Below are 14137 nucleotides of genomic sequence, written 5' to 3'. Positions count from 1 at the left end.
ATGTTGATCATTAACCGGCACATTGCTTAACTCACTGATAAATTTGTACGGCGTGATGCCGTACAAAAGTCTGCATCATTTATCTTGACGCAATAACCGTAAAGCATTTGCCGTAACCAGCGCCGTAGCGCCTGAATCGGCAAGTACCGCCAGCCACAATCCGGTAATACCCAACAGCGTGGTTAGCAGGAAAATCGCTTTCAGGCCAAGCGCTATCGTAATATTTTGCCGGATATTGGCATGAGTGGCGCGTGACAAACGTATCATTGCGACCAGACCGGTCAGGCGGTTATGCGTCAGCGCCGCATCGGCGGTTTCCAGCGCCACGTCAGTGCCGCCGCCCATCGCGATGCCAATCGTGGCGGCTTTCATCGCCGGTGCATCATTGATGCCGTCGCCGACCATCGCCAATGGCTGCTGCTGATTAAGTTTGTCCACCAGCTGGACTTTATCTTCCGGTAACAGGCTGGCGTGGAAGTCGATGCCCAGTTCATCGGCAATGGCCGCCGCGGCGCGCGGGTTATCGCCGGTCAGCATCACGCTGTTAATGCCGAGAGCTTTCAGCTGATTAATTGCCTGTCGTGCATCGCTTCGTAAGCTGTCGCGTAGGGCAATCAGGCCAATAGGCTGCTGCTCTTCCAGTACCACCACGGTAGTATTGCCCGCCGATTCCAGCGCCGCAATCTGCGCCTGCTGCGCCTCACTAAGCTGAGTCAGTTTTGCCGGTGCGCTTAGCAGCAGGTGGCGTCCATTGACCCAGGCTTCGATACCGCTGCCTGCCAGTGCACGTTGCCCTTCGGCGACGGGAACAGGCTGATTCAGCGTGGCGGCATGTGCCACAATGGCGCGCGCCAGCGGGTGCGATGAGCCACTCTCAACCGCCGCTGCTTTTAGTAACAGTGAGCTTTTATCTTCACCGTTTAGCGCGACCACTTCGGTAACCTGCGGTTTCCCTTCGGTCAGCGTACCGGTTTTATCAAAGGCAATGGTGCGCACTGCGCCCAGACTTTCCAGCGCCGCGCCGCCTTTAATCAATGCGCCGCGGCGGGTGGCCGCTGCAAGGCCTGAGGTGATGGCCGCTGGCGTCGAGATCACCAGCGCACAAGGACAGCCAATCAGCAGCAGCGTCAGCCCTTTATAAATCCATGGCTGCCACTCAGCGCCGAATAACAGCGGTGGCACGACGGTAACCAGCAGCGCCAGCGCCATAATCGCCGGGGTGTAGTAGCGGCTAAAGCGGTCAAGGAAGCGTTCTATCGGCGCACGGCGCTCTTCGGCCTGTTCAATCAGATGCAGAATGCGATCGATAGCGCTTTCGCCGCTGCGTGAGACCACTTCCATCCGCACCTGGCGATCGACGCTGGTGCAGCCTGCGGCCACCGTTTCACCCTGCAAACGTTCAACCGGTACTGATTCACCGGTCAGCGCACTTTCATCAAAGCTGGCAAAGGCGGTGAGTAATCGGGCATCGGCGGGTAAACGGGCACCGGCGGCGACTTCGATCATATCGCCGGGGCGCAGATCATCGACAGCCACGCTTTCTCGTTGATCGCCTCGAAGACGCACCGCTTCGTCGGGTTTCAGCGCCATCAGTGCCGTCACGCCCTGTCTGGCACGACCGGCGGCAAAAGATTCCAGACGTTCGCCCAGTAAAAACAGCAGCAGCACCATCGCGGCTTCCGCGCTGGCACCGATAAACAGTGCGCCAATCGCCGCGACGGTCATCAGGGTTTCAATGGCAAAAGGGGTACCGCTGCGCATCAGTTGCAGCGCTTTACGGCCAACCGGCCAGATGCCCATCAGCGTGGTGGCGATAAAGGCGATGCGCCCGCTGGTTTCATCAACACTGCTCAGCAGCCAGCTGGCCAGCATCAGCAGGCTCAGTAAAAGGATGGTACGATTCTGCTGCCAGAAACTGAGTTCTGGCGCTTTTTCGCGTGTTTTCAGGCTAAATCCGGCCTGTTTAACCACCTGTTCGATCTTTTTACTGAGATCGGTGTTGCTGCTGACCACCAGTTTTTCGGTGGAAAACAGTACGCGTGCGCGGCTGACGCCATCGATCCGCTGTACCGCAGTTTCTATTTTCCGTGCGCAGCTGGGGCAATCCATACCGTTAATCAGCCAGCTGTAATTTTTGCCGCCAGCAGGCCTGTCGCCTTCGTCGTCGACCTCTTCACCCGAACCGCAGCCGCTGTCATGGCAGCAGGCGGCTTCACTGGTGGTGGCGGACAGGGCAGTAATTTTCTGGATAACCGGGCGTGACGCAGTGGCGCAGGCCGGTTTGTTTGCAGCGTGGCGCTGGCCACAGCCGCAGGACGTGTGCTGATGCATAAAGCCTCCCGAAGAGTCAGACAGCGGGCGAAGCTACCCGACTGTCCGAATATTCTACACTCTGGAGTCAACTCCAGAGTCAAGGATTGAGCGCTGAGTATTTCTCAACGGCAGGCGATTGCTGGCTTACAGATACAGTGAACGCACAATCATAAAGTGGCCCGCAAAGTAGCAGGCGGCAATAATTGCCCGATCGGCGCTGAAACGGCGGCGAAAATGGCTGATAAACCAGACGCTACTTGCCAGTAGCAGGAAGATGGCGCCGACCAGCAGCGAGAAGCTGTAATCATCAGGGCGGAAGTAGTACTGCTCTGCGCTCAGCCATACCATTACCAGCGTCATGCCGATAAAAGTACACACTGGCCAGCGCAACTCTTCCAGCCGCGTCCACAAAATAGCAATCAGCACGACACCCATTAACAGCATGACCAGCGGTATCGGCCAGAAGAAACTCAGCGTCATATGCCCGGCAAAGCTGATGGTGTACAACAGGTGAGAGAGGAAAAACGCGCCGATAGCGTACAGCATGCGCTGTTGCGGCAGTAGCGTTAGGGTGTCGCCGACCAGCGTTGCCAGCAGGCCGAGCAGAATCAGATAATCAGTGGTCTTCAGCACTGGCGCTTGCCATGCCCAGGCAAGCAACAGCAGCATTGTAACCGGCTTAAATACCCAGCGTTGCCACTGTGGGCCACGATACGAAGCATCAACATACAGCCAGCCCGAAAAAAGCACGGCTAAAAAGGACCAAAGCATAAATTTATTCCTTTTTTTGTGGACTTACGTCCTTCAATAATGAGTGTTCATTTCCCGTAATGTCGATCTCAGTTTAGGTTACACGCTCTGAATGTGACAATGACAGCGATCTGGTTGTATGCTTTTGCCGGGTAAAATGTTTTCAACCGCATACCTGAGGAGCACGAGAAAAAACATGGGCAAGCCACCGCTACTCTTTTTCATCGTCCTGGCGATGATTGCCATTCTTGCTACCCGCCAGTTTATTAAGCAGCGGCGTGAAGTGGCGGTCAATGATGCCTCACCATTACGGATGATACCGGTTGAAGTGAAAACGAAACGTGAATTTCCGGCATCAAATCGCCGCTCACGTCAGCGGGAAGTGATCCCGGTTGAAGAGATGCGCTATGAAGCCTGGTTTCATCCGCTGAACGGCGCGGGCGATTTTAAGCTGGTGCTGACGGCTAATGATTATCATCAGATTGATAAAGGCGTGAAGGGACAGTTGCAGGTGAAAGGCTCGCGTTTTGTCAGTTTTAGCCCGGCAATGCAGTAACTGCGCTGCGGCAAAGGGCGGCGAGCGAGCCGCCCGGTAATCAATTTATCTTACTGTTTTGGATAATTTTTTTTCTGCCACGCCAGCAGTTCAAACACGCCAAAAAAGAAAATTTTCGTCTGCGTCCACTTGCTCAGTTTTGGCCCTTCCTTTGGCTGAGTAGCGCGCAGCAGCACCAGCTGTAATCCGTGCATCACCACCATAAAAAACAGTGCGATATCAACAAAGTACTTTAATGGTTTGGGAAACGGCTGCACCACATTCAATAGCAGAAACGCCCAAACGCACAGCATCAGTAAACGTCCCAGATTAAGCCACATCATCATTCTCCTTGTTGATGGTCTGACGCACATAGAGTCGGTAAGCTACCTGGCCGGCGATTTTCTCGCGGTGCAACTGCCAGTTTATCGGCACCGGCGGCATACCGTTTTCCACTTCACTTTCAACATAAATCAGTGCGCCATCGGCCAGCCAGCCCTGGCTTTCCAGTAAGCTGAGGGTTTGCTCCAGCAGCCCTTTGCGGAATGGCGGGTCGATAAACACCAGATCGTGTGGCTCGCCAGCCTGTGCCAGCCAGCTCAGGGTGTTGGTGTTGATCACCCGGCCATTGGCGGCACCCAGCGTAGCGAGATTTTTTTCCAGCTGTTGCGCGACCGGGCGTTCCAGCTCTAATAAAGTAGCAGATGCGGCGTGACGCGACAGTGCCTCCAGCCCCAGCGCGCCGCTACCGGCGAAGCAGTCGAGACAGCGCGCCTGCTGAATATCCGGCGCCAGCCAGTTAAACAGCGTTTCGCGTACCCGATCGGTGGTTGGGCGCAAGCCTGCGCTGTCCGGCACCGGCAGCTTTCGGCCACGCCATTGCCCGCCGATAATACGAATCTGTCCGGCGGCATTGCTGCGGGGTTTTTTATTCATCTTGCTCACAACTCGTCATAATTTGTTGCGTAGTTTAACGGGCTAATTGGGCTGTGGAAACGTTAAAAAGGGTGCTGGTGTTGCGCTGCATGGAAAGTGTTAGACTAAGAGATTCATTATCAGATTATTTCTCATAACCCAGGGCGCGCAGTCGACCGGGTTTTAGCCATCGAGGAGTGTGGTTGCACAATGGCAAAAGATAAAAAACGTGGCTTTTTTTCCTGGCTGGGCTTTGGGCGTGATGAGCAGTCTTCACCGCAGGAAGAACAAAAAGAGACGTTAAAAGAACAACAGCCTGATGCTGAAAATGCATCGGATGCCGCAACGCTCCCACCGTCTGACGCTGACGCGCAAACCCCTGAGCAATTAGCTGAAGAGATTGTCGCCGTTACCGAAACGGTCGCTGAAGAAGAGCGCGCTGCGCCAGAGGCTGCTGAGCAAACGCCGCCGGTTGCGCCAGTCATCGAAGAAGAAACGACGCCGGTTGAAGAGCCGACGCCGACTGAACTGTCGCCGGTTGCTGAAGAGTGGCTGCCGGAAGATGCGCCAGTTGAGCCTGTGCAGGTTGCAGAGCCAGTGGTTGAGGCCGAGCCGGAAGAGGTTACTGAGCCAGAGCCAGTGCTAATCTATGAGCCAGAGCCAGAGCCAGAGCCAGAACCAGAACCAGAACCAGAACCAGAACCAGAGCCAGAATTAATCCCTGAGCCGGTGGCCGTTGTCGAGCCGCAGCGGGTCGAGGCTGAACAACCAGCAGCAGAAGAGGCTGAGGTCATCCCGGCGCTGGTTGAACAGCAGCGTCCGACCAAAGAAGGTTTCTTTGCCCGACTGAAACGCAGCCTGGTTAAAACGCGGCAGAATCTGGGTTCAGGATTTATCGGATTGTTCCGCGGCAAAAAGATCGACGACGATCTGTTTGAAGAGCTGGAAGAGCAGTTACTGATTGCCGATGTCGGTGTGGATACCACGCGTCGCATCATTACCAATCTGACTCAGCAAGCGAATCGTAAACAGCTGCGTGATGCAGAAGCACTTTACGGCTTGCTGAAAACCGAAATGTCGCAGATTCTGGCTAAAGTGGAAGCGCCGCTGGATGTCAGTGGCAAAACGCCGTTTGTCATCCTGATGGTCGGGGTTAACGGTGTCGGTAAAACCACCACTATCGGTAAGCTGGCTCGTCAGTATCAGGCGGAAGGTAAATCGGTGATGCTGGCGGCAGGTGATACCTTCCGTGCTGCTGCGGTTGAGCAATTACAGGTCTGGGGCCAGCGTAACAGCATTCCGGTCATTGCCCAGCAAACCGGGGCCGATTCTGCATCGGTGATTTTCGATGCTATTCAGGCGGCGAAAGCACGTGGCGCAGATGTACTGATTGCTGATACCGCAGGTCGTTTGCAGAACAAAGCGCACCTGATGGAAGAGCTGAAAAAGATCACCCGTGTAATGAAGAAGCTTGATGGTGATGCGCCACATGAAGTGATGCTGACCATTGACGCCAGCACCGGCCAGAATGCCATCAGCCAGACTAAGCTGTTCCATGAAGCGGTGGGGCTGACCGGAATTACGCTGACGAAACTGGATGGCACCGCGAAAGGTGGGGTGATTTTCTCGGTAGCAGATCAGTTTAGTATTCCGATTCGTTACATTGGTGTTGGTGAAGGTATCGAAGATTTGCGGCCATTTAAGGCCGACGATTTTATTGAGGCACTGTTTGCCCGAGAGGACTAATTAGGATGATTCGCTTTGAAGAGGTCAGTAAGGCTTATCTCGGCGGTCGGCAAGCGCTTCAGGGAGTAGATTTTCATCTGCGCCCTGGAGAGATGTCGTTTCTGACCGGACACTCCGGGGCAGGGAAAAGTACCTTGCTGAAGCTGATTTGTGGCATTGAACGACCAAGCGCCGGACAGATCTGGTTTGGCGGGCATGATATTAGCCGCCTGAAAAGCCGTGAAGTACCGTTCCTGCGTCGTCAGATTGGCATGATTTTTCAGGACCACCATCTGTTGATGGACCGTTCGGTGTACGACAATGTGGCGATTCCGCTGATTATTGCCGGTGCCAGCGGTGAAGATATCCGTCGCCGCGTCTCGGCCGCGCTGGATAAAGTCGGCCTGCTCGACAAAGCGAAGAGTTTCCCGATTCAACTCTCCGGCGGTGAGCAGCAGCGCGTCGGCATCGCTCGTGCGGTGGTGAATAAACCTGCGGTACTTCTGGCCGATGAACCAACTGGTAACCTCGATGATGCATTGTCGGAAGATATTCTGCGTCTGTTCGAGGAGTTTAACCGCGTTGGCGTGACCGTACTGATGGCTACCCACGATATGGGGCTGATTGCGCGCCGCAATTACCGCGTGATGTCACTGAATCAGGGACGTATGTACGGAGGCCATGATGGTGAATAAACGTATCAAGCGCGCCCCGGCACCGAAGGCGAAACAGCCATCGAAAAGCAAAGCGCTGAAGGGCGGCTGGCAGGAGCAGTGGCGTTATGCGCTGCACGGCTCGCTGTCGGATATGTGGCGTCAGCCGCTGGCAACGCTGCTAACCGTGATGGTAATTGCCATCTCGCTGACGCTGCCAAGCGTCTGTTATATGGTGTGGAAAAACGTCAGTCAGGCTGCCGACCAGTGGTATCCGGCACCACAACTGACGGTATATCTCAGCAAAACGCTGGATGACAGCGCGGCCGAGAATGTTGTCGCAAAGCTGAAGCAAGAAGACGGTGTCGATAAAGTGAATTACCTGTCGCGAGAAGAAGCGATGGGTGAGTTCCGCAACTGGTCTGGCTTTAGCGGCGCGCTGGATATGCTGGAGCAGAATCCGCTACCGGCGGTAGCCATCATTACGCCGAAACTGAATTTCCAGAGTTCTGACACCATGCAAACCCTGCGCGATCGGGTGGCGGCGGTTGAGGGAGTGGATGAGGTGCGGATGGATGACAGCTGGTTTGCCCGGCTGGCGGCTCTGACCGGGCTGGTTGGTCAGGTGGCGGCGATGATCGGCATTTTGATGATAGCCGCAGTATTCCTGGTGATTGGTAACAGCGTGCGGCTGAGTATTTTTTCCCGCCGCGACACCATTAACGTGCAGAAGCTGATTGGTGCAACCGATGGCTTTATCCTGCGTCCGTTCTTATATGGCGGTGCGCTGTTAGGTTTCGCCGGTGCGCTGTTGTCGCTGGTGCTGTCTGAAGTGCTGGTGTTACGGCTGGAATCGGTGGTGACGCAGGTGGCATCGGTATTCGGCACCACTTTCACTCTGAGCGGCTTATCCTGGGATGAGAGCCTGCTGTTACTGCTGATAGCCGCGATGATTGGCTGGATAGCAGCATGGCTGGCGACGGTGCAGCATTTACGTCGATTTACGCCGCAGTAACCCACAGTAACTTTTTTCTGCTATAATATTCCTCTGCTGCAAGAGTTTGTGCCGCAGAGGAAGTGCTCCTCTTTCGTTCCTTCTGCGTCTCCTAAGCCAACTTCACAGCTCACTGCTTTGTGTGTAAAATATACACAGTAAAATTGAACTTGTGGATAACTCTGCCGTCAAAACCAGCACGGATTGCTTTCGATTTCTGCTGGTAATTCAAGTAGTGTAATGATGGCGCGAAGGAATCGCGTGGCAATATGGCAATTTTAATTGAGAGGGTTTGAATGACCAAAGAAATGCAAACTTTAGCTATCGCACCTTTAGGTAACCTGGAATCCTATATTCGGGCTGCCAACGTCTGGCCGATGCTGTCGGCAGAAGAAGAGAAGGCGCTGGCTGAACGGCTGCATTACCAGGGCGATCTGGATGCGGCTAAAACGCTGATCCTGTCTCACCTACGCTTTGTTGTTCATGTCGCTCGTAATTACTCTGGTTACGGCTTGCCGCAGGCGGATCTGATTCAGGAAGGTAATATCGGCCTGATGAAAGCTGTGCGTCGCTTCAATCCTGAAGTGGGCGTGCGCCTGGTTTCCTTTGCCGTGCACTGGATTAAAGCCGAGATTCACGAATACGTACTGCGCAACTGGCGTATCGTTAAAGTCGCTACCACTAAAGCACAGCGTAAGCTGTTCTTTAACCTGCGTAAAACCAAGCAGCGTCTGGGCTGGTTTAACCAGGATGAAGTGGAAATGGTGGCGCGCGAGCTGGGTGTCAGCAGTAAAGACGTACGTGAAATGGAATCGCGTATGGCAGCGCAGGATATGACCTTTGATCTGTCGTCGGATGATGAATCCAGCGAAGGCAAATCCATGGCGCCGGTGCTTTATCTGCAGGATAAAACCTCTGACTTTGCCGATGGCATCGAAGAGGATAACTGGGAAAACCACGCTGCCGACAAGCTGAGTGACGCGATGCAGGGGCTGGATGAACGCAGCCAGCATATTATCCGCGCTCGCTGGCTGGACGACGATAACAAAACCACGCTGCAGGAGCTGGCCGATCAATACGGCGTCTCTGCAGAGCGTGTTCGTCAGCTGGAAAAGAATGCGATGAAAAAATTGCGCATGGCGATTGAAGCCTGATGCGTTAAGCCGCTTACCCAGCCAAAAAAGCCCCGCTGTGTCTCACGCGGGGCTTTTTTTATGTCGCATGACAACTGAGCGGCGTCAATAAGCAAACAGACAGTGTTACCCCGGCATCACGCTTTTCGTCCAGCCGGTAGCTTCAGGCTGGAAACCGGATGCCTGCATAAATGCCGTAATCACCTGCGGTTGTTCACTGCCGTCATTGGCTATCCACCAGTGGTCAATCGACGGATTCTGCACCAGCGTCTCAGCCAGTAAATAGTGGCCGACGCCGCGACGGCGGGTGACTTCTCTCACCTGTAAATCAAAAATTTTGCCCTCTGCTCCGGTAATCTCAAGACGCAGCGCGCCCAGCAGCCGATCGTTAAAGCGTGCGGCATACAGCTGATGCTGGTCATTCAGCTGTTTTTCTAAAGCGGCGATATCTTTTTCCGGCCACACTTTGCTCAGATCCTGTCGGTCCTGCGCGCTGAGTTGTTGCAGCCGTATAATAGTCAGTTTCATTCATCTCACCCGAAATGCTGGCAAAGGCATATTGTAGCGAATTTGTGCAGCGCGGGGCGCGTAACTTTTCTCATGCCAAAACGATGCTATCTGTTTTTTATCTGGCTTATTATCCGAGCAAAAAATCAACAAGTGACTATATTGACAGCATAACGCGCTGGTAAATTGCTGATTATGCCACCGAAAGCTCCAGGTAATTATGCTGCTGACCCCGTGAGTTTCGACAGATGTCAGTTGATTTACAGAATAAAATTCCTGTTTAATAACCTGAAAAATAAAGCCTTATTACAAGAAAAAGCCGATTTTTAAGATAACTTGTTATTAGCTAACGAGTTTTCTACATAAATCAGGCAAAAAAATAACTGCAATCACACAACAGACCAAACAGATGGGGAAGTCCGGATGAAAATCAGTAAAGGTAGCGCGTTTCTGGCGGGTTGCGTTGCGCTGGCGATGAGCCACGCGGCAATGGCAAAAGACATTAAAATTGCCATCGTTGGGGCGATGTCGGGTCCTGTTGCGCAGTATGGCGATATGGAATTTACCGGCGCCAAACAGGCAATTGCTGACATCAACGCCAAAGGCGGCGTCAATGGCAACAAACTGGTCGGCGTGGAATACGACGATGCCTGTGATCCGAAACAAGCGGTAGCGGTGGCAAACAAAGTGATTACCGATGGCATCCGTTACGTTATTGGTCATCTGTGCTCTTCCTCAACTCAGCCGGCTTCTGATATCTATGAAGATGAAGGCATCATCATGATCACGCCAGCGGCAACCAATGCCGATCTGACCACCCGTGGTTATAAAATGATTATGCGCACTACCGGTCTGGACTCCGATCAGGGCCCAACCGCGGCGAAATATATTCTTGATGAAATTAAACCGCAGCGTATTGCCGTGGTGCATGACAAGCAGCAGTACGGTGAAGGTCTGGCGCGTTCAGTGCAGGACAGCCTGAAAAAATCTGGCGGCAATGTGGTGCTGTTCCAGGGCGTAACAGCCGGTGATAAAGATTTCTCTACGCTGGTGGCACGCCTGAAGAAAGAGAATATCGATTTCGTTTACTTCGGTGGTTACTACCCGGAAATGGGGCAAATTCTGCGTCAGGCGCGTGCCGCCGGGCTGAAAACTCAGTTTATGGGGCCGGAAGGCGTTGGTAACTCTTCGCTGTCCAATATCGCCGGTGCCGCTTCAGAAGGCATGCTGGTGACGCTGCCGAAGCGTTATGACCAGGTTCCTGCCAACCAGCCGATTGTGGATGCGCTGAAAGCGAAGAAACTGGATCCAACCGGGCCGTTTGTCTGGACCACCTACGCCGCGCTGCAATCGCTGACCACCGGTATGGAGCGCAGTAAGAGTGAAGAGCCAGAAGATATCGTGAAAAACCTGAAAGAAGGCCAGCCGGTTCCAACCGTGATGGGCGATCTGAGCTGGGATGCAAAGGGTGACCTGAAAGGCTTTGAGTTCGGCGTGTTTAAATGGCACGCAGACGGCACCTCGACAGCGGTGAAGTAAGGCCAGGCGATTTTCTCTGCGGCCAGTTGGCCTGCAATAATAACGCCTGGTTACTAAACCGGGCGTTTTTTGTACCTTCCGGCAACGGGCGGATGAGTAAGGTAATAAGGTATGTCCGAGCAGTTTCTCTATTTTCTGCAGCAAATGTTCAACGGCGTGACGTTGGGCAGCACCTATGCGCTGATCGCCATTGGTTACACCATGGTGTACGGCATTATTGGCATGATCAACTTTGCCCACGGCGAAGTGTATATGATCGGTAGTTATGTCTCTTTTATCGTGATTGCTGCCCTGATGATGATGGGCATTGACGTTGGCTGGATGCTGATTGCCGGTGGCTTCATCATGGCGATTGTGATTGCCAGCGCCTACGGCTGGAGTATCGAACGTGTGGCCTACCGCCCGGTGCGATCCTCCAAGCGTTTGATCGCGCTGATCTCCGCCATCGGGATGTCGATCTTCCTGCAAAACTACGTCAGCCTGACGCAAGGCTCGCGTGATCTCGCGCTGCCGAGCCTGGTAACCGGGCAGTGGACGCTGGGTGAAAGCAATGGTTTTGCCGCGACCATCTCCACCATGCAGATCGTTATCTGGTCGGTGACATTCCTCGCGATGCTGGCGCTGACGCTGTTTATCCGCTATTCCCGCATGGGGCGCGCCTGCCGTGCCTGTGCTGAAGATCTGAAAATGGCCAGCCTGCTGGGCATTAATACCGACCGTGTTATCTCGCTGACCTTTGTTATTGGTGCGGCGATGGCGGCGGTGGCTGGCGTATTGCTGGGTCAGTTCTACGGCGTGATTAACCCTTACATCGGTTTTATGGCCGGGATGAAAGCCTTTACCGCCGCGGTTCTTGGCGGCATCGGCAGCATTCCTGGTGCGATGATCGGCGGCCTGATCCTGGGCATTGCTGAAGCGCTGACCTCCGCTTATCTCAGCACGGAATATAAAGATGTGGTCTCCTTCGCGCTACTGATCGTGGTATTGCTGGTAATGCCTACCGGAATCCTTGGGCGTCCGGAGGTAGAAAAAGTATGAAACAGCTTAATCTGATTAACGCCATCGTGTCGGCGTTAATGCTGCTGATTCTGGCCTCTTTCTTTATGGGGATGCGTCTGAACCTCGACGGCACGCAGCTGGTGGTGAATAACGCCGGTAGCGTGCGCTGGAACTGGATCGCCGTCGGCTGTGCGGTGGTATTTTTCTTCCAGTTATTGCGGCCGATGTTCCAGAGCGGGCTGAAAAAGATCTCCGGCCCGTCGTTTGTGTTACCGAGCTTTGATGGCTCCACGACCCGGCAGAAACTGCTGGTGGTGGCGCTGATAATCGCGGCGGTAGTCTGGCCGTTTGTCGTTTCACGCGGCACGGTGGATATCGCTACCCTGACGCTAATCTACGTAATGCTGGGTCTCGGTCTAAACGTGGTGGTGGGTTTGTCCGGCCTGCTGGTGCTTGGCTACGGCGGTTTCTACGCGATTGGCGCCTATACGTTTGCGTTGCTGAATCAATACTATGGTCTGGGTTTCTGGCAATGCCTGCCGCTGGCGGGGCTGGTTTCGGCGATGTTTGGCCTGCTGCTGGGCTTTCCGGTCTTGCGTTTGCGCGGCGACTACCTGGCGATTGTCACCCTCGGCTTCGGCGAAATCGTGCGTATTCTGCTGCTGAATAACACCGAAATCACCGGTGGGCCGAATGGCATCAGTCAGATTCCGAAACCGACCTTCTTTGGCCTTGAGTTTAACCGCAGCGTGCGTGACGGTGGCTGGGATACTTTCCATAATTTCTTTGGTCTGAAATACGATCCGAGCGACCGCATTATTTTCCTCTATCTGGTGGCAATACTGCTGGTAGTGCTGACGCTGTTTATTATTAATCGCTTACTGCGTATGCCGCTGGGTCGCGCATGGGAAGCGCTGCGTGAAGATGAAATTGCCTGCCGCTCGCTGGGCTTAAGCCCGCGTCGTATCAAGCTGACCGCTTTCACTATCAGTGCGGCCTTTGCCGGTTTTGCCGGTACGCTGTTTGCCGCGCGCCAGGGGTTTGTCAGCCCGGAATCCTTTACCTTTGCCGAGTCGGCGTTTGTGCTGGCGATTGTGGTATTGGGCGGTATGGGTTCGCAGTTTGCGGTGATCCTTGCGGCAATTCTGCTGGTCGTTTCACGCGAGTTGATGCGTGATCTGAATGAATACAGCATGTTAGTGCTGGGTGGCTTAATGGTGCTGATGATGATCTGGCGTCCGCAAGGATTGTTGCCGATGCAGCGCCCGCAGTTGAAGTTAAAGCGTGACGGGAAAGGAGAGCAGGCATGAGCCAGCCTTTGTTAGCAGTAGATGGCCTGATGATGCGCTTTGGCGGCCTGCTGGCGGTCAACAATGTAAAGCTTGAGCTGCACCCGCAAGAGATTGTTTCGCTGATTGGCCCGAACGGTGCCGGTAAAACCACGGTGTTTAACTGCCTGACCGGTTTTTATCGTCCGACCGGCGGCACCATCAAGCTGCGCGATCAGCATCTTGAAGGATTGCCGGGGCAGAAAATTGCCCGCATGGGCATCGTGCGGACTTTCCAGCACGTTCGCTTGTTCCGTGAAATGACGGTGATTGAGAATCTGCTGGTGGCTCAGCATCAGCACCTGAAAAGCGGCGTCTTTGCCGGCTTGCTGAAAACACCGGCCTTTCGTCACAGCGAAAGTGAAGCGCTGGATCGCGCCGCCAACTGGCTGGAACGAGTGGGATTACTGGAAATGGCGAACCGCCAGGCGGGGAATCTGGCTTACGGCCAGCAGCGTCGGCTGGAAATTGCCCGCTGCATGGTGACACGCCCTGAGATCCTGATGCTGGATGAACCGGCGGCGGGGCTGAATCCGCGTGAAACTCATGAGCTGGATGAGCTGATTGCCGAACTGCGTGGTCAGCATCAGGTCTCGATTCTGTTAATTGAACACGATATGAAGCTGGTGATGGGAATTTCCGACCGTATTTACGTAGTGAATCAGGGAACGCCGCTGGCGAATGGCAAACCGGAAGAGATCCGCAATAACCCGGATGTTATCCGCGCATATTTAGGTGAGGCGTAA

Annotated in this window: 14 protein-coding genes; 9 read left to right on the top strand and 5 right to left on the bottom strand. The window is 54.2% G+C overall.

Translation table 11 applies throughout. The features are described 5' to 3' along the window. Positions 1 to 75 precede the first annotated feature (75 nt). Both ACP3TC_RS20385 and ACP3TC_RS20380 read right to left on the bottom strand, forming a co-directional pair. Positions 76 to 2331, bottom strand: a complete 2256-nt coding sequence (locus tag ACP3TC_RS20385) for a zinc/cadmium/mercury/lead-transporting ATPase (protein ID WP_426817131.1) — start codon at positions 2329 to 2331, stop codon at positions 76 to 78. A 126-nt stretch (positions 2332 to 2457) separates the two neighbouring features. Further along, entirely contained in the window at positions 2458 to 3084 is a 627-nt protein-coding gene (locus ACP3TC_RS20380; protein ID WP_313855064.1) for a lysoplasmalogenase, read from the bottom strand. A gap of 175 nt (positions 3085 to 3259) precedes the next feature. Here ACP3TC_RS20380 and ACP3TC_RS20375 point away from each other — a divergent pair, with 175 nt between their 5' ends. Next, positions 3260 to 3619, top strand: a complete 360-nt coding sequence (locus ACP3TC_RS20375; RefSeq protein WP_426817130.1) for a DUF2500 domain-containing protein — start codon at positions 3260 to 3262, stop codon at positions 3617 to 3619. A 50-nt stretch (positions 3620 to 3669) separates the two neighbouring features. On the opposite strand, the gene ACP3TC_RS20370 is transcribed toward ACP3TC_RS20375, so the two are convergent. Then, a complete protein-coding gene (locus ACP3TC_RS20370; protein ID WP_426818305.1) occupies positions 3670 to 3939 on the bottom strand; it encodes a DUF1145 family protein in 270 nt (89 codons plus the stop codon). Beyond that, entirely contained in the window at positions 3929 to 4534 is a 606-nt protein-coding gene (gene rsmD, locus ACP3TC_RS20365; protein WP_426817129.1) for a 16S rRNA (guanine(966)-N(2))-methyltransferase, read from the bottom strand. Before rsmD ends, ACP3TC_RS20370 begins: the two co-directional genes overlap by 11 nt. A gap of 189 nt (positions 4535 to 4723) precedes the next feature. Here rsmD and ftsY point away from each other — a divergent pair, with 189 nt between their 5' ends. From ftsY to rpoH, 4 genes are all read left to right on the top strand, one after another. After that, positions 4724 to 6259: a signal recognition particle-docking protein FtsY gene (gene ftsY, locus ACP3TC_RS20360; RefSeq protein WP_426817128.1), complete on the top strand. Its 1536-nt coding sequence runs from the start codon at positions 4724 to 4726 to the stop codon at positions 6257 to 6259. A gap of 5 nt (positions 6260 to 6264) precedes the next feature. Continuing rightward, entirely contained in the window at positions 6265 to 6933 is a 669-nt protein-coding gene (ftsE, locus tag ACP3TC_RS20355) for a cell division ATP-binding protein FtsE (protein WP_313855070.1), read from the top strand. After that, positions 6923 to 7906, top strand: a complete 984-nt coding sequence (gene ftsX / locus ACP3TC_RS20350; protein WP_313857853.1) for a permease-like cell division protein FtsX — start codon at positions 6923 to 6925, stop codon at positions 7904 to 7906. The genes ftsE and ftsX overlap by 11 nt, the downstream gene beginning before the upstream one ends. A 275-nt stretch (positions 7907 to 8181) precedes the next feature. After that, positions 8182 to 9039 carry an RNA polymerase sigma factor RpoH gene (gene rpoH / locus ACP3TC_RS20345; protein WP_052898428.1) on the top strand — a complete coding sequence of 286 codons (858 nt, stop codon included), beginning with the start codon at positions 8182 to 8184 and terminating at the stop codon, positions 9037 to 9039. 105 nt (positions 9040 to 9144) lie between these two features. Here rpoH and panM read toward each other — a convergent pair whose 3' ends face one another. Beyond that, positions 9145 to 9546 (bottom strand): aspartate 1-decarboxylase autocleavage activator PanM, encoded by a 402-nt coding sequence (gene panM / locus ACP3TC_RS20340; RefSeq protein WP_426817127.1) that lies wholly within the window; start codon positions 9544 to 9546, stop codon positions 9145 to 9147. A 402-nt stretch (positions 9547 to 9948) separates the two neighbouring features. Here panM and ACP3TC_RS20335 point away from each other — a divergent pair, with 402 nt between their 5' ends. The 4 genes from ACP3TC_RS20335 (at position 9949) to livG (ending at position 14137) form a co-directional block, all read left to right on the top strand. Then, positions 9949 to 11064, top strand: a complete 1116-nt coding sequence (locus ACP3TC_RS20335) for a branched-chain amino acid ABC transporter substrate-binding protein (protein WP_313855073.1) — start codon at positions 9949 to 9951, stop codon at positions 11062 to 11064. Positions 11065 to 11175: 111 nt separating this feature from the next. After that, positions 11176 to 12102 carry a high-affinity branched-chain amino acid ABC transporter permease LivH gene (gene livH / locus ACP3TC_RS20330; protein ID WP_313855074.1) on the top strand — a complete coding sequence of 309 codons (927 nt, stop codon included), beginning with the start codon at positions 11176 to 11178 and terminating at the stop codon, positions 12100 to 12102. Further along, entirely contained in the window at positions 12099 to 13373 is a 1275-nt protein-coding gene (locus ACP3TC_RS20325; RefSeq protein ID WP_313855075.1) for a high-affinity branched-chain amino acid ABC transporter permease LivM, read from the top strand. Before livH ends, ACP3TC_RS20325 begins: the two co-directional genes overlap by 4 nt. After that, on the top strand, positions 13370 to 14137 hold the full coding sequence (gene livG, locus ACP3TC_RS20320) for a high-affinity branched-chain amino acid ABC transporter ATP-binding protein LivG (RefSeq protein ID WP_313855076.1): 768 nt from the start codon (positions 13370 to 13372) through the stop codon (positions 14135 to 14137). The genes ACP3TC_RS20325 and livG overlap by 4 nt, the downstream gene beginning before the upstream one ends.

The organism is Winslowiella sp. 2C04 (assembly GCF_050037805.1).
Taxonomy (GTDB): Bacteria; Pseudomonadota; Gammaproteobacteria; order Enterobacterales; family Enterobacteriaceae; genus Erwinia; species Erwinia toletana_A.
This window is presented reverse-complemented; position numbering and strand designations above follow the sequence as displayed.